This window comes from Ruminococcus sp. RTP21358st1_G6_RTP21358_211008, assembly GCF_040908885.1.
GTDB classification, from domain to species: Bacteria; Bacillota; Clostridia; order Lachnospirales; family Lachnospiraceae; genus Blautia_A; species Blautia_A faecis.
The window spans coordinates 1-20,569 of record NZ_JBDGDM010000044.1 but is presented as its reverse complement, the minus strand read 5'-3'; the positions used below and the strand labels follow the sequence as shown (position 1 = coordinate 20,569).

Here is a 20,569-nt window from a genome sequence, read left to right as displayed (position 1 = left end):
TTTTGAACCTGGGCTTTCGTATACAGATCATTTCTTTTCTGGTTCAGTCATCTGATTCTCTTCATTTTGCCGCAGTTGTTTCCGAAACTGTGACGGCGAAGCGCCAAACTGTTTCCGGAAAAAGCGGCTGAAATATAATGGATTTTCATATCCAACCAGATTCGAAATTTCTGTAACATTGTAGTTTGTGGTTTCCAACAGAGATTTCGCATTTGAAAGACGCAGGTTCTGTATGTACTGGGCGGGTGTTGTATTCGTATATTGTTTGAAGTTCTGGATAAACCAGCTAACACTAATATTTTTCGAAGCTGCATATTTTTCAATATTAATCTGTTTATTGTAATGCATTCGGAAATAATCAACTGCCTGCGCCATGTCATCCATGATCATCGGATTCTTCTTGTGTGGTTTTACAAGAATCTGGCGGTGAAGAAGGATTAAAAGCTGCATAAAGTAATACACAAGAAGCTCTTCATAGTCATCTTTCCGCAGCTGCAGTTCTTCAATCATGTTCATGTACAGATGCTTGTATTCCATGGAGACCCCGGAATAAATCACATGAACGCCATCTACAATGCCGTATTTGCGGAGGATATTTTTGACGTTATTCCCAGTAAAATGAACCCAGTACACTTCCGGATGGTCGGCACCATAATAGTAGTAGCGCTGTTCTTCTTTTGGACGGTACAAAACCATGTTTCCAGCAGAAACAATTTCCTCTTTTCCATCAAAATAGAAATGTGCTTTTCCAGAAGCAACGTAAAGAAGCTGGTAATCAAGCCGACCTCGCGGCCGGTGCGTTGGCAGCTTCTTTATTGTATACAGACGGTAAGTACCGCAGCTCCCTATAAAAATAGGATGTTTTTTATCTTTAAAATCCAAGCGTGTCTGGTGCCAGTAAGCGGAGTTTGTGTACAATATAAATTACCTCCTTGTAAATCGGAACAGATTGTGCATATTTCAAAATTAATAAAAAAGTGTATATTTTTGTGTCTTTACTTGTTAAATTATATCATTTTGTGCATGTTTTGTCGAACAGAGTTTATGTAAATTTTTTAAAAAACAGGTATAATCATATCAGATGTTAAAACAGAAAAATATATAATATTGGAGGAGCAAATATGATTGTACCAAAACACTACGAAAATCTGAATGTGTTACATGAAAACACCATGCCCCATCGAGCATACTACATGCCTGCATCAAAGGATATGGGATCTCTTGTACATGACAGAGAGAAATCTGACCGTATGGAGCTTTTAAATGGAAACTGGAAATTCCAGTTCTATAAGAGCATTTATGATCTTCAGGAAAAATTTTACGAAGCAGGTTATGACACTAAGGGCTTCGACGAAATTCCAGTTCCGGGAATCTGGCAGAACTATGGCTATGACAGCCATCAGTATACCAATGTCCGTTATCCAATTCCGCTTGATCCGCCATATGTACCACAGGAGAATCCTTGCGGAGCGTACGTACACCAGTTTGAATATAAGAAAGATTCCAAAGCACCAAAAGCATACTTGAATTTTGAGGGTGTAGATTCCTGCTTCTATGTATGGATCAATGGTGTCTATGTAGGCTACAGCCAGGTGGCTCATGCAACCAGTGAATTTGACGTGACCGATCATCTGAAAGAAGGAACAAACACTTTAGCGGTACTTGTCCTGAAATGGTGTGATGGAACTTATTTAGAAGACCAGGACAAATTCCGTATGACAGGAATTTTCCGTGATGTATATCTGTTAAAGCGACCAGAAAGTGTACTGTATGATTATTTTACCACTACATCTATAGGGGAAAATGGTGCAGAAATTGAAATTCGTGCGAATTTTCTTGGGGAGAGCAATGCAGCAGAAAATACTAAAATTGTAATCCGGAATCATGAGGGAAATACGGTGGCTACAGGTACATTTAAGAAATGTGACGATGAAAATTTTGCTTACAAAGCGGTATTAGATATCACAACCCCTGTACTCTGGAATCCGGAACAGCCATATCTGTATCAGGTGCTTTTCCTTTCCGAGAATGAGGTGATCATAGACCGTATCGGTATCCGTGAAATCCACTGTGAGGGAAGCGTAATCTATATTAATGATGTAAAAGCAAAATTTAAAGGTGTAAACCGTCATGACTCCGATCCGATAACCGGTTCCGCAGTAAATATGGAGCAGATAAAAAAAGATCTGATCATGATGAAACAGCACAACTTTAATGCAGTCCGAAGCAGCCATTACCCGAATTCTCCTTATTTCTATCAGCTTTGTGATGAGTATGGCTTATTTGTGATCGCAGAAGCTGATAATGAGAGCCATGGAACCCAGACACAGTACTTGAAAAATTCAGAGTGGGAAAATGTAGTTGAGCAGTGGAATAAAAGAATTGCAAATAACCCGGATTTCATTCCTGCAACCATGGATCGTACCAGACTTTGTGTGGAAAGAGAAAAAAACCGCCCATGTATTGTAATGTGGTCTATGGGTAATGAATGTGGATATGGATGTACCTTTGAGGAATCCCTAAAATGGACCAAAGAATTTGACCCAACCCGTCTTACGACTTATGAGAGTGCATTCTATCAGAGTACAGACCGTGAGTATGACTATTCCAATATTGATGTAGTTGGAAGAATGTACCCAGCTTTTTCTGAGATTGATGAATACATGGAAAAGAATCCGGATAAACCTCTTCTTCTGGTAGAATATTGCCACGCCATGGGAAATGGACCTGGAGACCTGGAGGATTACTTTGAATTGATCCAGAAGTACGACAGTCTTTGTGGAGGTTTCGTATGGGAGTGGTGTGATCATGCTATTTACAAAGGCCAGGCTGAAAATGGCAAGGGAATCTATTATTATGGAGGAGATCATAGCGAAGAAATTCACGATGGAAACTTCTGTATGGATGGACTGGTTTATCCTGACAGAACACCACATACCGGGTTAAAAGAATACAAAAATATATATAGACCGGCAAGGGTTCTTCACTATGATCAGGAAACTGGAGATATGGTTCTTCATAACTATATGAATTATGTTGATCTTAAAGATTATATTTATCTTATATATGAGGTGAGCGTTGACGGAGAAGTTGACTGTGTAGGACAAATTGAATTAGATGAAAGTATACCAGCTCATGAAGAAAAAACAATCAAACTTCCTGTTTCAATACCAGATAGTGGAAAATGTTACCTAAAAGTATCTTATTGTTTGAAAAATAATACTCAGATTTTACATTCGGATGAGTCTCTTGGATTTGATGAAATCCTTTTAAAGAACATAGATGGAAGAAATCAGAAAGCCATTGAACTTCTTGCTGAAATGGTTACTGATAATAGCTTTACTGTGGAAGAGTGTGACAGATACTTTACAATTCATGTAGGGCAGGAAAATACTTATCGCTTCAACCGACTGACAGGATTATTTGAAAGCATTACTGTAAAGGGAAAAGGACTTCTGACTCGTCCTATGGAATTAAATATCTGGAGAGCACCAACTGACAACGACCGGAAAATCAAATTAGAATGGATGAATGCTCATTATGAACAGAGCTATGCAAGAGCATATGAAACTTCCTGCATTACCAAAAATGGGAAACTACACATCTTAGGAACGTTAAGTGTTTCTGCACCTACCGTACAAAAAATTCTTGATGTGAAGTCAGAATGGATTATTACTTCGGATGGCGCAATCCAGGTAAAAATGGATGTAAAGAGGGATTTGGAATTTCCAATGCTTCCGAGATTTGGAATCCGTTTATTCCTTAACAGAGATTTTGACAACGTAGAATATTACGGAATAGGACCTGAGGAAAGTTACGTAGATAAGAGAAGAGCCGGCAGTCATGGAAAATATGATGCTAATGTACTTGAAATGCATGAAGATTACCTGCGTCCACAGGAAAATGGAAGTCATACCGACTGTGACTACCTTATCTTAAAAGGACAGGAAAATACTTTTGCAGCTGCAGGAGAAAGGACATTTTCCTTTAACGTATCCCCATATACTCAAGAGGAACTGACAACCAAAAGACATAGCTATGAATTACAGCCTTGTGGAAGTACGGTCGTGTGCCTGGATTATGTCCAAAACGGAATTGGTTCTAACAGTTGCGGGCCTGAGTTGTCAGAACAGTACCGCCTTGATGCAGAACAGTTCAATTTTGAAATTAAAATGATAATTAAATAATACAGAATAAAGAAGCTGCCAGCTTAAACGGAGCAGGCTATGGCAGCCATTTCCCAGAAGGGAATCCGAATGACTATTACTGTACTTGCTTCTCTGCCAATCTTCGCGCTATATCCATTCATGCAGAAGTATTTCTCAAAAGGAATTATGGTGGGTGCTGTAAAAGGCTGACTTTAATAATCCCTGGCATTCGATCATTATGACAGATGCCGGGGATTTGTGTATTACAAACTAAAAAAGTATGCTGCATATAAAATATTGACCAGATAGTTGCTGTAAAAATTTATCCATAAAAAATTCTGTAACAACAGAGTATGAATTGGAGTGCAAATTCCGGCTCATCTGAGCACGATATCCGTAAGCGCTTAGATCTTGGGTAGCTTTACTGTCTACGTTTTAAAACTCATAATGATAGTAAATAGATTTTTACTACACTCCGCTTGATAGGAGATAGAAATTTACTACATTTGGAGGTTTCATTATGAGTAAGAAACGTGCTCCAGGGCGTTCCCTGGACGAATGGATGGAACTGGTAACCGAATGCAGACAAAGTGGCCTGACAGATGCTGCATGGTGTAATGAGCATGGGATATCTCCCAGCTGTTTTTACAATGCAGTTACCCGTCTCCGCCAAAAAGCCTGTCAGATACCGGATCCAGCCCCCAAAGACAGCTCTCTTGACCTTACATCCCATAAACAGGATGTAGTCCAGATTGCTATAGAACCGGAGTCTTCTCCGGCAGGACTGATCCCAGATAATGGGAACAGACCTATGCACCTTGACAATTCACATACAATTGAAATCGAAGCAGACGGATTGCTTATACGAATGAGTAATGAAATCAAACCGTTACTTCTGTATGTTTCTGCCAATCACCTTCATCCGGAAGATTACGACCCCAAAATACTTTTTCTTCCGGATGACTCTATCTATAAAAAATGGTTCTTTATTAAATAGGCACATCCTTTGAAACAAATTATTCTCATGAGACGCATAATGTAGCTATTGCATTGTGCGCCTTTTCTTTTATCCCATGAACAGTTAATTCCAGTCAGATTGTCCTTTTATCAAGTTTTAAATGTTTTCTTACAAAAACAGACCATATTTACCAAAATCATACCTGTTTTTCTTTCCATGTCAGGCAAAAAAATCTCTGTTTTTCAATAGGGCTTTCCCTATTTTTGTGACCAAACTGGTTTATAATTGTATGCCCAAGCTAAAAACACTTGAATTTTTTCCATATTAAGTGACCAAGGCTGGCTTCTGATCCTATCGCAAGCTAAAAAAAGCCTCTTTTTCTATAATATTTCCAGCATGATTCTATATTCAAGCCGATTTCACAAACAAAGCTTGCGCTTCCCTTACCTCCTGTTATATAATAAAAGATACTGTTAACGGTCATTACTATCATTATATGGGAAATAGTTTTGCAATTTTCTAAATAAGGAAGCTGTTTCTCACTAAAAAAGTGACCAAACCCACTTTTTAGCCCCATAATGAGCTAAAAAATAGGGCTTGTTTTTACAGATTATCAACAAGCTCTAAATCAGACAGATATTCTATGGCAGCAATCTATGTTTTGCAAACTCTGCCGTCTTTATTGTAAGATATATACAAAAATACGAAAGGAAAACTATGAGAAAATTAGCACTTAGTGACGAAATATTACTTAGTGTTGACAAAGCAGCCCGCTACATTGGCGGTGAAGTCAACTCCATAATGAAGGATAAAAAAGAGGTGACCACCCGGGTCGCATTTTGCTTCCCGGATGTCTAAGACACGATTTTTTTACCTACTCCCTTTTAAAATCACTTAGTGCTATTTGCCGTTATTTCCTACCTTTTTATCTGTATTATTTTGTGTTAGTTCGTGTTATTTAAGCTTAAAAGAGATTCAATAACACAAAATAAGCCTTTGACAAAAGGCCATTTTTGACCACCTTTTGCAATCAATTTTCTGTTTCATACTTTCGGATCATGCCCTTTTATATGACAAAATTTGATATTTTTGTAAAAAACAGGTTTTTATGCAATCTGTCAGTTATCTAATAATACTTCTTATGGTTGCAGTTCGCTTTCCAGACGGCTATTGCTGGTATTTTCTATTGCACCTGTTCACTCATCATAAAAAGTATCTTGTAAAGGAATTCCATTAATGTTAAGATAGAATCAGATAAAAGTACTTTCACATTCATCAATCGAAAATGCCAGGAGGTGATTGCTGTAAATGGCTGATGAAAACACCCTATTAAACAGTGATTTAGAGTCACGCTACGAAAAATACAAAGGCATTATTAAGAATTTTACACTCATGAGTGATATATTTATGCGAAACGTGTTCAAGAAAAGAGAATGTCTGGAATATGTTTTGCAGGTCATTATGGAGAAACAAGATTTACACGTGATTGATCAGATAATCCAAAAAGATTATAAAAATTTGCAGGGACGCTCCGCAGTAATGGACTGCGTTGCCAGGGATTCCACAGGCAAACAATTTGATGTGGAAATCCAGCAGGATAATGAAGGAGCTTCCCCCAAAAGAGCCCGGTACCATAGTGGACTGATGGATATGAATACCTTAAATCCTGGACAGGATTTTGAGGAACTGCCGGAAAGCTATGTAATTTTTATTACCAGGGACGATATTCTTGGATATGGACTTCCCATTTACCACATTGACCGGCAGATCAAAGAACTGGAAGAGGCTTTTCAAGATGAAGCACATATCATATATGTAAATTCCAAGAAACAGGATGATACACAACTGGGAAGACTGATGCATGATCTACACTGTAAAAAGGCAGATGAGATGCACAGTCCGATTCTTGCAAAACGAGTATATGAATTGAAGGAGACGCAGAAAGGGGTGGAACTTATGTGCCATGAAATGGAGAAAATTTATAGTGAAGGAATGGAAAGTGGAGAGAAACGTGGTATAGAAATGGGCGAGTTAAAAGCCAAAAAAGAAACCATCCTTTCGCTGGCTGAAATGGGAATCCCAGTTGATAAAATTGCGAAAGCCGTAAATCTCAGCGAAAAAGATGTCCAGAAATGGATTGATGAGAATTTGTGCATAATGAAATAAGTAGGATAATATTGTTGATGGGCAGGTCTGTTTCGGGCTTGCTCATTTTTCAAAGAACTTACTAATCTTTCACAAAATGAAGATTTTTATAATGTACCCTATAAGGTGGACACAACAAGCCAAAGGGATTACTTGAAATGTTGATTACCGCTAGGGAAAATAATATATGAGCGCCACGCCAGAAGAAAAAAAGAAGCGGTTACATAAAGATTTTGATATTGCCATGACAGAAGAATTTGAGAGTGAGGTGAGAGACATGTGTAATCTAAGTAGAGCTCTTGTAGACCAGGGAATTGAGCAAGGAATGAAACAGGGAGTTGAAAAAGAAAAAATGTCCCTGGCCCAAATGATGATCGAGGAAAAAGAACCTGTCGATAAAATTTCAAAATATACAGGCTATGCCATCGACAAATTAAAGGAAATTGCATCGGCAATGGGACAGACACTTGTGTAACATATGATTTTATAGGAAGAGGCTGTCGGGAAATAGACAGTTCTAAGAGAGGGAGGGTGTGACTCATATAAACACAATTAACAAAATGAAATCAAAAATGTAGTGGGATTTGAGGAATCAAAACGACTTCCAGATGGATCGTTCTTGATTCCTTTTTCTTTACAAATCGGTTACGTTCGCAGTACTGAAATTAGTGTATAATTGTAATAGTAAAAATCACGCACAATAAAGAAATAATCGGGTTTGTGTAAAATGAAAGGAACATTATTATGAAAGCAAGAATACTGGTGATAGAAGATGAAATGGCAATCAATGATCTGCTTTGTATGAATCTGGAAGCTGCTGGTTATGAAACAGTAGGTTATCTGGATGGAAATGATGCAAGTGAAGGCGTCGTACAGGACCATGAATTTCAGTGCGCACTTGTGGATATTATGCTTCCGGGAAAGGATGGTTATACCCTTTTACCGGAATTAAAAAAGTTTGGTATTCCGGTTATATTTCTTACGGCAAAGGCTGATGTTACAAGTAAAGTAAAAGGGTTAAAAGACGGAGCCGAGGACTATATAGTAAAGCCTTTTGAAATGTTGGAGGTAATGGTGCGTTTGGAAAAAGTGTTAGATCGTTATGGAACGGCACCGAAACAGATTCAGATAGACGATGTCATAATTGATACCGTAAGTCACATAGTTACGAAAAATGGAGAAGAAATATATTTAAAACCTATGGAATATAACTGCCTTATGGTGTTCGTAAAAAACCCAAATAAAGCACTTACCAGAAGCCAGATCTTGCAGGAACTGTGGAAGGAGGAATTCTGCGGAGAAACAAGAACTGTGGATGCACACGTTGGACGCATCAGAAAAAAACTAAGCTGGCAGGATAAAATCAAAACCATTCCTAGAATTGGTTATCGACTTGAGGTGGATTTATGAAGCTATTTACAAAAATTTTTTTACAGGTAATCTGCGTGGTGCTTCTGCTGTCATCTGGAATTTTTTTCTATACAACTTACAGGTGGAAAAATCAGAGCATACAGAATATCAACAGTTATGAAAATAGCAGGTTTCAAACAAATATTTCTAAGTTTGAAAACATGCTAATGCGGATTAAAAGTAAAACACAGGACACTGATGATAAAATCCGGGAAAAAATGATTATTTATGCTTTTCGTCAGGTATTCCACGACAGCGCCGTTTTATATCAGGATGGAAAAGAACAATATAATGGGACAAAATATGAGTTTGATCTGCAAAATATCAGAAACCTAACAAAAAACAAACATGATGGATTCGAAAATGACATCTATTGTGATAAACCACTGATCAGCAAAACAAATGGCAACGTATTTTTGCTCTTTTATTTTTCCAGTTACAGTTCTACAGACATGAACTATCAGATTGTCACCTACAAAGATATTACCAGTGTACAAAAACAGAGTCAGACACTGTTTTATCAGGCAGGAGGGTTTACCCTGTTTCTGGTTCTGTTTGTTGGCTTTTTCCTGTTTTTGACTTTGCGGAAAATTATGGAACCGCTCACAAGGCTAAAAGAAGCGGCTGTTTCTGTGGCAAATGGAAATTATGAGATAAAAGTGCCATCAGAAGGAAAAACGGAACTGGCACAGGTTGGGAAAAGCTTTAATCTTATGACAGGTAAAGTGAGGGAGCAGATTGAAAAGCTTTCTTCCGTAAACCAGGCACAGAGACAGCTGCTTGGAAGTTTGGCCCATGAATTAAAGACACCGATGACTGCAATCATAGGATATGCAGATACACTTCTAACGGTACGCCTATCTCCCAAGAGGCAGGAGATAGCGCTTGATTATATTAGAAATGAATGCCGAAGGCTTTCCAGGCTTTCAGTGAAAATGCTGGAACTTACCGGATTATATGAAACAGGTGAAGCAGAATTTGTTCCAGTGGAAGTTCAGATGAATCAATTTCTGGAAGATGTAAAAAAACTTGTTACTTACAAGCTTCAGGAGAAAAAAATTTGTCTTGAAATACATTGTAATCCAGAGGAGCTTAGAAAAACTTTTGATCCGGACCTTATGATGAGTGCAGTGACAAATTTTATTGATAATGCAGTCAAGGCTTCCGATGAGAATTCAAAAATCGTACTGGAGGCAACCCAAAATCATTTATCTGTTCAGGATTATGGGAAGGGAATTCCAAAGGAGGATCTGAAAAGAGTAACAGAAGCTTTTTATATGGTCGATAAATCTCGTTCCAGAGTAAAGGGAAGTGTTGGGCTTGGTCTTGCGCTATGCCAGAAAATTGCAGATATACATGGATTCCAGCTGGAAATTACAAGTCATCTGGGAAAAGGAACGATCATATCTGTTTTATGGTAAATAATTGGAATTTACAGAACAGTTACAACTTGCGGAAGATTTGGTGTAATAAAAGATGCTATACTTGTGGACATAAACAGGAAGGAGAATTTATCCAACATGAGAAAAAACATAAATAAAATTGTAGGATTAACACTTTGTATAGGAATGCTCACTGGATGTGCCCATACCCCGGAATCTTCCCTTGTAAAACCAAAAGGAAGCAAGGCAGAAGATGCTTATACAGAAGCTGAAAGCGTAGATATGGTGAAGGAGGACTCTTCTGAAAATACAAAGGATAAGAACACAGCGGTAAGAACAACTATTCGAGACCTGCTCAATGCTCCGGAAACTTATAAAAGTCAGACTACAGATGACAGTGCAAAACTTGTAGTGAACACGGATGCCACCGTAGAAATACCGGATGTAGAAAAGATATCCGCAATTTCTGTCACGCCTGCAGAAGTTACACAGGATCTTCTTGACCGTATTACAGATGCCTTTTTCTCAGAGGCAAAGCTGTATACATCGGATAGCTATTATACCCAGACAAAGGATGAAATCAAAAAAACGTTGGATGAACTAAAAGAAGATGTAGCAAACGGAAATCTGGATCCCTATAACTATGGAACAGATGAAGATGGAAATTATATTTATGACATTTATGGAGAAATTGAGATGTATGAGCAAGAATATGAGTCTGCTCCGGAAACGAAGACTCTGGTAGAAGGAAGACCTGTTGCAGGCTCCCATGAGACAGAAAATGGTACTGCGGAAAATGAATTCTCCGGTGTTGCACAGATGCCGGATGGATCGGAATATTTTTACAAGACATCTTCCTCCGGATCCGATACCTTATCTGTCAAAATCCGAAAAACGGCAAAATCTGGCGGGGAAAAGTTGCCTGCGGACACGACCTGGTCTGAGTATACTTCTTTCAGTGAAGGAGAAAAACCTACTGAGGAGTCCATTGGGATTTCATTAGATGAAGCAAAAAAAATGGTACAGGAAAAAGTAGATAAAATGGGGATTACAGATCTGCAGTTTTCAGACTGGAGTTATGCATTGTGCAATAATCTTGAAGAGGATAATAGTTTAAGTAATCTTGGAAGCGGATATGCGATTTATTACACACGTACTATAAACGGTGTTCCGATTACTCAGACAATGGCAGATGGCGGTGCTTTGGAAGATATGGACAGCACTATGGAAACCTGGTCTTATGAAAGTCTTTATTTCTTTGTCGATAAAGATGGAATTGAAAGCATGTCTTATTCAAACCCTTATACCATAGGAGAGACAAAAACAGAAAATTTAAACCTTCTTCCATTTTCTGAGATTATGAAAACATATGAAAAAATGATGGTAGTAACCAATGCAGATAATATGGAATATGAAAAATCAAGAGTTTATGACATTGACCGGATTGTTCTGGGCTATGCCAGAATTTATGAACCATCCACAGATCCGCATACAGGTCTTCTGGTTCCCGTTTGGGATTTCTTTGGAAGCAGAAAAGTGGAAGGTGACTATGATGGGAATAGTTACTCGGACATCACAGACTATCCAAGCTGGAGCTTCCTTACCATTAACGCCGTGGATGGCAGTATTATAGACAGGGATCTGGGCTACTGATATGAAGCAGGTACTTGGAATTGTACATTACAATTTCTTTGGCTATTTTCGAAATCCAAAAGTCATTTTTACCTTCCTTCTGGAATTTGTACTTAGCTTTCTTCTCACTGGAAGAATCATGGTTGTTATGGAAAACTATGATACACCGGTACAGGCCGTAGAGCCATTTCTTTGGACCTTTGGGGATGGAACAGCAGTACTGCTCAGTTCTCTTCTGTTGCTTCTGCTGTTCTCAGACCTGCCAAAGATGACACCAGTTACTCCATATCAGTTAATTCGAACAACAAAGAAAAAATGGCTTTTGGGACAGTTTATTTATATTATTCTTGTGACTGCTCTTTATACAGTATTGATGCTGCTATTTACATCTGTACTGTGTATGAAGGACAGTTATCCGGGCAACCTGTGGAGCGAGACTGCTGCCATGCTCGGATATTCTGAACTGGGGAAAAACTTGCAGGTCCCCTCTACAGTAAGAGTCATGGAGAGTATCTCTCCGTATGGCTGTATGCTGCAGGTTTTTCTCCTGTTATTCTGCTATTCCCTGACACTTGGTTTTGTGATCCTTGTTGGAAATCTTTATAAAGGAAAAACAAAAGGCATGGTGTTTGGACTACTTTATAGTGTATTTGGATTTTTACTGGAACCCAGTGTGGTAGCCGCAATTTTGCATAAGGAAAAATATGAAATGTATCAGGTGAATGTACTGATCTGCTGGATCAGTCCTTTGAACCAGGCTGTATATGGAAAACATAACCTTGGCTATGATCCATTACTTCCGACCATCTGGCAGTCCTGTATGTTCTTCGCAGGTATTTTATTTGTTCTTATGGTTCTGGCACTTCGCAGGATGAAAAAATATCCCTTTGAATTTCTGGGAGAAAAAACATAATCAGAAAGGGAAATATCTATGCGGGTAGAAACAAAACGTATGCTTCTTGGCAGAAGTTTCCTGGCGGCATGGTTGATTGCCTGCTTTTCTATCGCAGCAGGTCAGACTTATCCAAGTTTGAAAAAAGCATTAACATGTGGAACTTTTATCAGCCTGCTGGATGGTTCATTGAAAAGTCAGATGGTATCTTTTGCCATCCCTGTGGCTGCGGTACTGCCGTGGAGTGATTCTTTTTTACAGGAGTATAAAAGTGGATTTTTAAAAGCTGCATTTCCCAGGACAAACCGCAGGCTATATGTGGAAGGAAAAGTCTTTTCTGTTATGACATCTGGATTTTTAGTCTGGATATTTGCTATAAGCACCATACTTCTTGTTAATTTTGTTATATTTTATCCTATGGAAGCAAAAGGCAGTTTCCCAAAGGAACAGTTTCTGGAGCTGCTTATGAAAGCTCTTAGGATGGGACTGGTCGGAAGTATTCTAAGCACTTTTGGTGGAATCTGTGGTACCTTATGGAATTCAGCTTATATGGCATATGGGATTCCTTTTGTCAGCTATTATTTTGGAATTATACTTCATGAACGCTATTTCAAAGACCAGATCTGGTTTTACCCAGTGGAATGGATTCTGGCAGATGGAAACTGGGGAACGGATAAAGCGGGATTGTGGTTATTTCTGCTATTATTTTTATTGGTGTTAATGGGAATTTTTGGAGGTGTTTTAAATGGAAAAGTGGAAGAAATCTGAATTTCAAAATACCTGTGTGAAAATAGAACACGTAACCAAAAGGTTCGGGGAAGATCTGGTATTAAAAGAAGTAAATCTTACCTTAAAGGTGGGACAGGTTTACGGCGTTGTAGGAAATAATGGCTCTGGCAAAACAGTACTTATGAAATGTATCTGCGGATTCCTTCCTGTTACCACAGGCACCATCCGTGTTTTCGGAAAAGAAATTGGTCGTGATGTAGATTTTCCGGAAAGCCTTGGTGTCATCATTGAGACGCCTGGCTTTCTTACCCAGTATACCGGTGTAAAGAACCTGGAAATACTGGCAGATATGAAAAGAATGATTTCAAAGGCAGATATCCGCCTGATTCTAAAAAAAGTAGGACTGGATCCGGATATGAAAAAGCCGGTTGGAAAGTACTCTCTTGGAATGCGGCAACGCCTTGGGATCGCACAGGCCATTATGGAAGATCCTCGCTTCCTGATTCTGGATGAACCATTTAACGGTCTGGATAAACACGGCGTGGCAGAGATCAGGGAACTTTTGCTTGATTTAAAGGCAGCTGGAAAAACCATTTTATTGGCAAGCCATAATGATGAGGATATCCGGATTTTATGTGATCACGTATATGAGATGGATGGCGGAGTTTTAAGAGAAAGGACAGCCTGAAAATGGGAAAAAAATTTGTGAAAACCACATTCGCAATATTAAGTTTCATGATGCTTCTGCCGACATCTGTTTTTGCAGAAGATGCAGGGAATATGGAAGCTGCTTTTGTGGGAGAGTCTGTTCTGGAAGCAGATCAGTCAGCTTCTTATAGTGATGCAGACAGTACATTGCCTTTTGAAGAGGAAAAAAACAATCCTACAGATGAGAAGATTCCGGAAACTGAGGAACAGACTCCTGAAAAAACGGATTCGGAAAATCAAAATTCTGACCTGGATGGATTTATATCAGGAGACGCTTCTGCTGAGGACGAAAAGAAGACAATCCATGTCATAATAGAAAATGGAAATACTGATACAGATAATGGAACACAGATTACAGATCCTGTTATAGATAGTGGGGATTATTCTGCTGGAGAGTATAGTGGAGGCGGTTCTTCTGCCAGCTCGTCTGGTGAGAAAATACTACATAAACCGCAGGTTCTTTTAGAGGATAACAATCTTTCCGGACAAAATCTAAAAGCAGGCTCTGTCACAGAAATGTCACTGACATTCCGGAATAAAAGCCGTAGCCAGAATGTATTTGGTCTAAAGATTTCTATTTCTGCGGATACAAAGGGAATTGAATTTGAGAGAAACTCTTTTTATGTTCAGAGACTGACTCCAGGAGAAGCAATTACCCTGAAGCAAAAGGTCACTATAGCAGAGGACTGTACTCCAGGTCAGGCAACAGTTTCTTTTTCTCTGGATTACGAAGATTCAAAAGCGACGGGAGCGACAGGTACAGAAACGCTGTCCTTTCAGATCACTCAGCCGGCGCGTGCAAAACTGGAAGCTTCTGATATTCCTTCCGTTTTATATACCATGGATACGGTAGAAATTCCGGTGAAAGCAATGAATCTTGGAAGGGATAAGATATATAATGCAAGTGTCCGGCTGGAAGCAGACGGATTGAACCCAAAAGAGTCCGCTTTTTTAGGAACATTAGAAGCTGGAACCGCAGTACAGGGAAGTCTCCGTGTGTATGTAAAAGGAAAATCAGAAGAAGATGACGGTTCTTTTCCTGGCAGGATTACCGGAAAACTGATTCTTACTTATGAGGATGCAGCCGGCAATTCCTATGAGGAAAGTACAGAGTTTGAGTCTGAGATTAAAGAAGCTAAAATCCAGTCTTTAAAAATAGAGGATGACCAGGAAGAAACAAACAGCTGGTGGTATTCCGTTATTGCAGTTATTGCAGTACTGCTTGTTTCTGTGATTCTACTTCTTTTGGGTAAGCTTCATAAGAAAAACATACTTCTGGAAGAAACCAGAAAGGTGGATGCCCATTGAAAAAGAATAGAATAGACAGTTTTACCTGTTTTGTAGGTTTTCTTCTGATATTGGCATTATTTTTCTCTATAAAGCTTTTTGCAGGAATACAGGATGGGAAAAAACAATACTCGGCACTGGTTTCCCTTGGAGACCTTACTTATGATGATGATTTTTTGAAAAAGGCCCAAAAAATAGAAGGGATAAAAGAGATATGGCCCGTTGTGGAAATTCCAGTAACCATCAAGATTGAAGATTATACGGAAACAGCCACCTTTTTAGGAATCGATCTGAATGCGTTTGGAGAAAATCCAGAGCAGAATGATTTAGGAAATACACCGGTGTTGTTGCTTGGAAGTAAAGCATTGCAAAACATGAAAGACTCAAATAATCATTCCATTTCAAAAAAACAACAGGAAAAATTCCTGCAAATGGGAGAAAATCTAACCATTTCTTATGCACTTTCTGAAAATACAAAAGAGCTTTCTGGCGCGGCAGATTATCCGGTATCCTTAACTGGACACGAAGAAAATGAACAGCAAACTGTTTATCTTCCATGTAAAGTAACTGCCGTAACGGAAAATGAAGATATCTATATTCCTTTATCACAGGCGCAGGAGCTTTGCAGTGAGATAGGTGAGCCGCTTAAAATTACAAAAATTTATTTGAAAGTGAATGGAAAAATGAATCTGGAGAAGGCAAAAAAATTATTTGAATAAGGTATTCTTGCAAAATTAATTTGTATCAATCTCTGGTATTCATTTGACTAACTATTGTATTTTGTGCATGTTTTATGTAATTTTATCCATGTACTTATTTAAAAGAAAAGTATATACTTTATTCTTGTAAATAAAAGTATTTTATTCCCCTAAGGCTTGCTCCATTGTCTGCATGACAGGCAATGGAGGCCTTCTTCCAACGTATTAATCATAATAAATTGGTATTTTTGTAAATTGTACCATATAATGGAAAACTGTTAGATTGTGATCTTTTAGATACAATTTAGCAGTTTTTTATATGATGGAAATCCAATACAAAAAACCACTTTTTCATGCTATACTTCATTTATGAATTATAGCAAGATCAACACCAATAAAAAGGTCTGGGCTGTCTTGCTTAATTTGATATTGCAGGGAAGTCAAATGCAATGCGGTACTTCCGTATTTGCCACGCTGAAAACTTTTGAGCCTTCGCTCCGTCATATAATTAAACAATTCGCCTTGCTGTATTTTCTGCAAAGTTCGTTGTAGGTAATGCGATTTTTTTATTCAAAAACAATACCCACTCTCGTTTCTGTTTTAGGAAAGAATGTAATTTATAGTAAATGAGTAGAAATTGCGATTGGTTTTTGATATAATAATGGACAGATAATTTGTTGTTATGTTTACTTGGAAATCCATTTGAATTGAATCTTGGTGGTCATCAAAGGACGGTATCGGAAATAATAAATCATTTTAAGGATACTCCACAGTTGGAATTAACCGTGATTACAACCAACTGTTCATTGAAAGAACTAACTGCAAACCATTTATGTTCAAACATTACCATATATGAAATCCCTATAAAGAAACAATGGTTGGAAAATCAGGACTTGCTATACAATAACAAGGATTTTTTATATAAAACTATAAAAAATATTTATGAAAATATAGAACAGCCAATAGCACTGGTACATTCTACCTATTGGATATCCGGCTTGTTAGCCAGTCAATTATGCAGTGATCATCATTTAATACAGATTCATTCTGTAATCAGTACTTCCTGTGAACGAAAAAGAAATGGGTTTCCCCCTGTTTCTTCCCATCAATATGAAAGCGAACAGTTTTTTTTGCCAAAAGTAGATTGTATTCTTTCAATTGCAGAGTCGGAATATGAGTTGTTGGTAAAAGAATATCATATTGAACCACATAAAATTATTGTTATAGGCAGAACTGTTGCAGACTGTTTTTTGCATCCGTCGCACCTTCCCTCAGGAAATCTGGGACAAACGCGCTCTGTTAATTACAATGCAATGGATTTACAGGGCACTGAGTGGTGGATAAATGGAGCGTTCTGCTATATAGGAAGAATCGTCGATCAGAAGGGGGTTAAAGAAATAATTCTCGCCTGGGAAATTCTGTATAAGAAATACCTGAATCTGACACCTCCCATGTGGTTTATTGGCGGTACTGCTGAAGATATCAGTAAGTATCGCAGAATAATAAAAGAATATGTACCAGATCTTGAAACATATGAACAGCAGCACAAAATATATTGGTGGGGATTCTTATCTGATGCAGGAATTTCTAACGTGTTACTCAAATGCAGTGTATTGATTATGCACTCTGCTTTTGAGCCTGGAGGAAGAGTGATTCTGGAAGCAATGTCTTCAGGAAAGCCAGTTATAGCGACTTATTCTGGCTTTGGAAACAATTATGTACAGGATTGGTATAATGGTTTTCATGTGGAGTATGGAGATTTCCAGAAACTATCCCGATATTTGGAATTGTTTATAACCAATCCGTATTTGTCAAATATGCTTGGGATCAATTCCAAAAGTCTTTTCAGAAAAATAAACCGGAATTGGGATTATTTCCGAAAAATATCTGATTTATATTTTGGTTTTGGAACAAGCCAATACACCTATAAAGGTAATTTATTTTATAAAAAAATGCAGCCACAGTATCCTAATCTGATAGATGCATTTCCTTACAACGATATAAAAAATGATATTTCAGATATTAGTACTGAATTTTATATAGAAGAAGCTTCTATTGTTCCTATGGAAAATAACCAAAGTTATTTATGGAAAACACCTTGTAAAGTAATCAAACAGTATTATAATCGTTTTAACTATAAACAGGAATGGAATACATATGATCCTAAGCAGGTTATTCCGCTTATGTCTCTTTATGACGCTGCGGTTTTTTCTTCCTCCCTTACAGGATTTTTACCAATTACCGAACGTTCTGATGTGCTGTTTTCTTATATTATGCCTGCTGGAAGAGTATTAACCAATGACGAAAGTCTAAAAGAGATGCCCTTATTGCTGAAAAAGCTTAGGGAACCGTATACGGAGACATCGTACGATGAGACTGATTTATCAGAAACAAACAGTAAATTTCAATTTCAACATAAATATTATACAATACAGGCTCTTGTAAAAGAATTAAATACTGCGATGGAAAATCACCCCATATTTAATGCTTCTGAGGTTAACTGCACAAAGAGCATATTTAACAAAATTACACATATTCGCACCCAGATCCCGTCCAAATATGGGATGAATTATGGAAAAAGCATATTGAACCATATTGTACAGTCCAATGTGCAGACTTTCCTTCTTCCAAGTTGTGACATTTATTTTGGAGAAACAGGTATTGATGAGGCTTATACCTATATGGAGTATTATGGGGATAGCATATTAGAACCTCTGAATTCGCAGAAACTTCAATTAATAGATAATACTGTTCTGTTATGGATTGGCGTTTTATTGATAGAGCAATATATTGAGAATAAGATATTACATAAAAAGTGCAAGATAGAATTATCCTCTATTTCGAATTTTTATGATGGTTTTTTTGAAACTGTCCTGTTATTAATATGAAATAACAGGACAGTCCCTTAACATTTGATCATAAAATTTCCATCCACATAGTAATAAGTCTTTTTCAATTCTGAAACTAAAGAATGAGAGATAAAGTATTCGAATTCTTTTGGCAAAACTCCAATATCTGTCTGCGTTACCTTTTCGATTATCTTGGTATATTCAGTTTGATCATTTTTATATAGGATCCTCAGCATGAGCAAAATGGAAACAATTTCTTTATCAGTAAAGAAGTCCGTATATGCTGTTTTATTATCAGCTGCAAAAATATGTTTAAACTTATCTTGTTTGGAGCTATAATATCCCAAGATGATTTCTCTGGCATGCATAACGGCTTCAGATTTATTTTTTAATTCCAGATTGATCAGTGCCAGATTTGTTTTTGCTATCCAGCGGTAGGTTTGATGCTCTGTACGATCCTGTAAACCGGCAGCTTCATTAAATGCCTCGATAGCTTTTTCCCATTCTTTTTTTGCCCAGAAAAATTGCCCTAGTAAATTATAAGACCGGCTTAATTCAACATATAGGTTATTCTGATAAGCCTTTCCGCACAGATCTAATAATTGCCTGATATCTGTCATTTCTTTGGAATAAAATAGAACCGTTAATTCATTAAATTCCAGGTGAATTTGATCTTCCAAGGATAAAGCTTCTTTATATGTTTTTAAAATATCTATGTTTGCTTTAGCTTTTTTGAAGTTTCCCCTATTGATACTGATTGCTAATAGGTGATCGTAATAGCTGTATTTCAGAAGCATATTTTCCGGGAACCTTTTTATTCCCCGTTTAAGACTAAGAATACAGCAGCTCATTCCATATTGATGTTTTATGCCAATGGCGCGGATGTGGCGTAATTGGGGTTCTATTGTTCTCAGTTCGTCCGTCTGCCTTATAAGTGCCTGATACTGCCCCACAGCCAGGTAATATTTTGCCTGTAGCAAATAATACCATTTCATTTGTTCAGGAGAAATTTCAGCAATTAAAGAAAGGTTATGTAATTCACGAAACCAAGTTTGCAGCAAATCACTATGGAAATCACATAATTTTAGGCAACAGTAAGATGACATTAGAAAAATGTCAAATAATTCTGAAACGGAAAAATCATTTTCCATTAAATTATATACATCTTTTAATAAAGATTGAGCAAGTACATAATCTTCCTGAAACAATAGATTCGAGATAACTTCTTTCCATTTTTCTCCCAGGTATTGCCTATTTTCCAGGAAAATTGCCAATTGGATTTTTTTTATAGTTTTACAAAATTTGTCAACAGATAATAATTCAATTTTATCAAAAAGCATTGTATAAATTTCATGCTGCCTGTACGAGGAAAGAAAAGCCATTTGCTGTAAAGGACCTAAATAGAACATATGTCTGATCTGGATGTTACCATTTTGAAATTGAAATAACTTCGTACGGATCAGACCTTCCTTTACAGAATAATTATTACATATAATCTTTAAATCGGATTCGGGAAGCTTTCCCTCCATCAAGCCAATCATGCAAGCCAGATTCTGAACCTCTATTTCGGATTCTACTATTATTTTTTTGACATATTCGAGGGAAATACTTTGAAGATATTTCTGATTTTTATATAATCTTGGCATATCCAGAGTGCAATGCTAGCAATATAGTGTCAACTTAAAATCGTTATGATTCTGCTTATTTAATTTCGCTCCTTGAAAACTAAAT

Annotated in this window: 17 protein-coding genes; 15 read left to right on the top strand and 2 right to left on the bottom strand. The window is 37.5% G+C overall.

The features are described 5' to 3' along the window. Positions 1-27: 27 nt before the first annotated feature. Positions 28-918, bottom strand: coding sequence for an AraC family transcriptional regulator (locus tag AB5Z12_RS15745; protein WP_173717388.1), 891 nt, complete (start codon positions 916-918; stop codon positions 28-30). 203 nt (positions 919-1,121) lie between these two features. On the opposite strand from AB5Z12_RS15745, the gene AB5Z12_RS15740 reads away from it, so the two are divergent. The 15 genes from AB5Z12_RS15740 to AB5Z12_RS15670 all read left to right on the top strand — a co-directional run bounded on the left by AB5Z12_RS15740 (position 1,122) and on the right by AB5Z12_RS15670 (position 18,877). Further along, positions 1,122-4,187, top strand: coding sequence for a glycoside hydrolase family 2 TIM barrel-domain containing protein (locus AB5Z12_RS15740; protein ID WP_368357369.1), 3,066 nt, complete (start codon positions 1,122-1,124; stop codon positions 4,185-4,187). Positions 4,188-4,226: 39 nt separating this feature from the next. Next, complete coding sequence (locus tag AB5Z12_RS15735; protein WP_255610632.1) at positions 4,227-4,358, top strand: hypothetical protein; 132 nt, start codon at positions 4,227-4,229, stop codon at positions 4,356-4,358. 310 nt (positions 4,359-4,668) lie between these two features. After that, positions 4,669-5,145 (top strand): IS66 family insertion sequence element accessory protein TnpB, encoded by a 477-nt coding sequence (locus tag AB5Z12_RS15730; protein WP_227199177.1) that lies wholly within the window; start codon positions 4,669-4,671, stop codon positions 5,143-5,145. 678 nt (positions 5,146-5,823) lie between these two features. Further along, the gene (locus AB5Z12_RS15725; RefSeq protein WP_173717377.1) at positions 5,824-5,964 is read left to right on the top strand and encodes a hypothetical protein; all 141 of its coding nucleotides are present in this window, start codon (positions 5,824-5,826) and stop codon (positions 5,962-5,964) included. A gap of 450 nt (positions 5,965-6,414) precedes the next feature. Then, entirely contained in the window at positions 6,415-7,272 is an 858-nt protein-coding gene (locus tag AB5Z12_RS15720; protein WP_368357368.1) for an Rpn family recombination-promoting nuclease/putative transposase, read from the top strand. Between the two features lie 166 nt (positions 7,273-7,438). Continuing rightward, the gene (locus tag AB5Z12_RS15715; protein ID WP_148463282.1) at positions 7,439-7,726 is read left to right on the top strand and encodes a hypothetical protein; all 288 of its coding nucleotides are present in this window, start codon (positions 7,439-7,441) and stop codon (positions 7,724-7,726) included. A 269-nt stretch (positions 7,727-7,995) separates the two neighbouring features. Then, positions 7,996-8,661, top strand: a complete 666-nt coding sequence (locus tag AB5Z12_RS15710) for a response regulator transcription factor (protein ID WP_148463283.1) — start codon at positions 7,996-7,998, stop codon at positions 8,659-8,661. Positions 8,662-8,879: 218 nt separating this feature from the next. Further along, positions 8,880-10,082: a sensor histidine kinase gene (locus AB5Z12_RS15705; RefSeq protein WP_368368701.1), complete on the top strand. Its 1,203-nt coding sequence runs from the start codon at positions 8,880-8,882 to the stop codon at positions 10,080-10,082. 99 nt (positions 10,083-10,181) lie between these two features. Then, a complete protein-coding gene (locus AB5Z12_RS15700) occupies positions 10,182-11,696 on the top strand; it encodes a DUF6034 family protein (RefSeq protein ID WP_368357366.1) in 1,515 nt (504 codons plus the stop codon). Between the two features lies 1 nt (position 11,697). Next, positions 11,698-12,588 carry a hypothetical protein gene (locus AB5Z12_RS15695; RefSeq protein WP_173767970.1) on the top strand — a complete coding sequence of 297 codons (891 nt, stop codon included), beginning with the start codon at positions 11,698-11,700 and terminating at the stop codon, positions 12,586-12,588. 18 nt (positions 12,589-12,606) lie between these two features. Continuing rightward, entirely contained in the window at positions 12,607-13,335 is a 729-nt protein-coding gene (locus tag AB5Z12_RS15690) for an ABC transporter permease (protein ID WP_226838123.1), read from the top strand. Beyond that, positions 13,313-13,984 (top strand): ATP-binding cassette domain-containing protein, encoded by a 672-nt coding sequence (locus AB5Z12_RS15685; protein ID WP_117854462.1) that lies wholly within the window; start codon positions 13,313-13,315, stop codon positions 13,982-13,984. Before AB5Z12_RS15690 ends, AB5Z12_RS15685 begins: the two co-directional genes overlap by 23 nt. Before the next feature lie 2 nt (positions 13,985-13,986). Then, a complete protein-coding gene (locus AB5Z12_RS15680; protein WP_117854465.1) occupies positions 13,987-15,312 on the top strand; it encodes a hypothetical protein in 1,326 nt (441 codons plus the stop codon). Continuing rightward, complete coding sequence (locus AB5Z12_RS15675; RefSeq protein WP_226838124.1) at positions 15,309-16,010, top strand: hypothetical protein; 702 nt, start codon at positions 15,309-15,311, stop codon at positions 16,008-16,010. Before AB5Z12_RS15680 ends, AB5Z12_RS15675 begins: the two co-directional genes overlap by 4 nt. Positions 16,011-16,762: 752 nt before the next feature. Further along, complete coding sequence (locus tag AB5Z12_RS15670) at positions 16,763-18,877, top strand: glycosyltransferase family 4 protein (RefSeq protein WP_368368700.1); 2,115 nt, start codon at positions 16,763-16,765, stop codon at positions 18,875-18,877. 17 nt (positions 18,878-18,894) lie between these two features. On the opposite strand, the gene AB5Z12_RS15665 is transcribed toward AB5Z12_RS15670, so the two are convergent. Further along, positions 18,895-20,484 (bottom strand): tetratricopeptide repeat protein, encoded by a 1,590-nt coding sequence (locus tag AB5Z12_RS15665; protein WP_368357364.1) that lies wholly within the window; start codon positions 20,482-20,484, stop codon positions 18,895-18,897. Positions 20,485-20,569 lie beyond the last annotated feature (85 nt).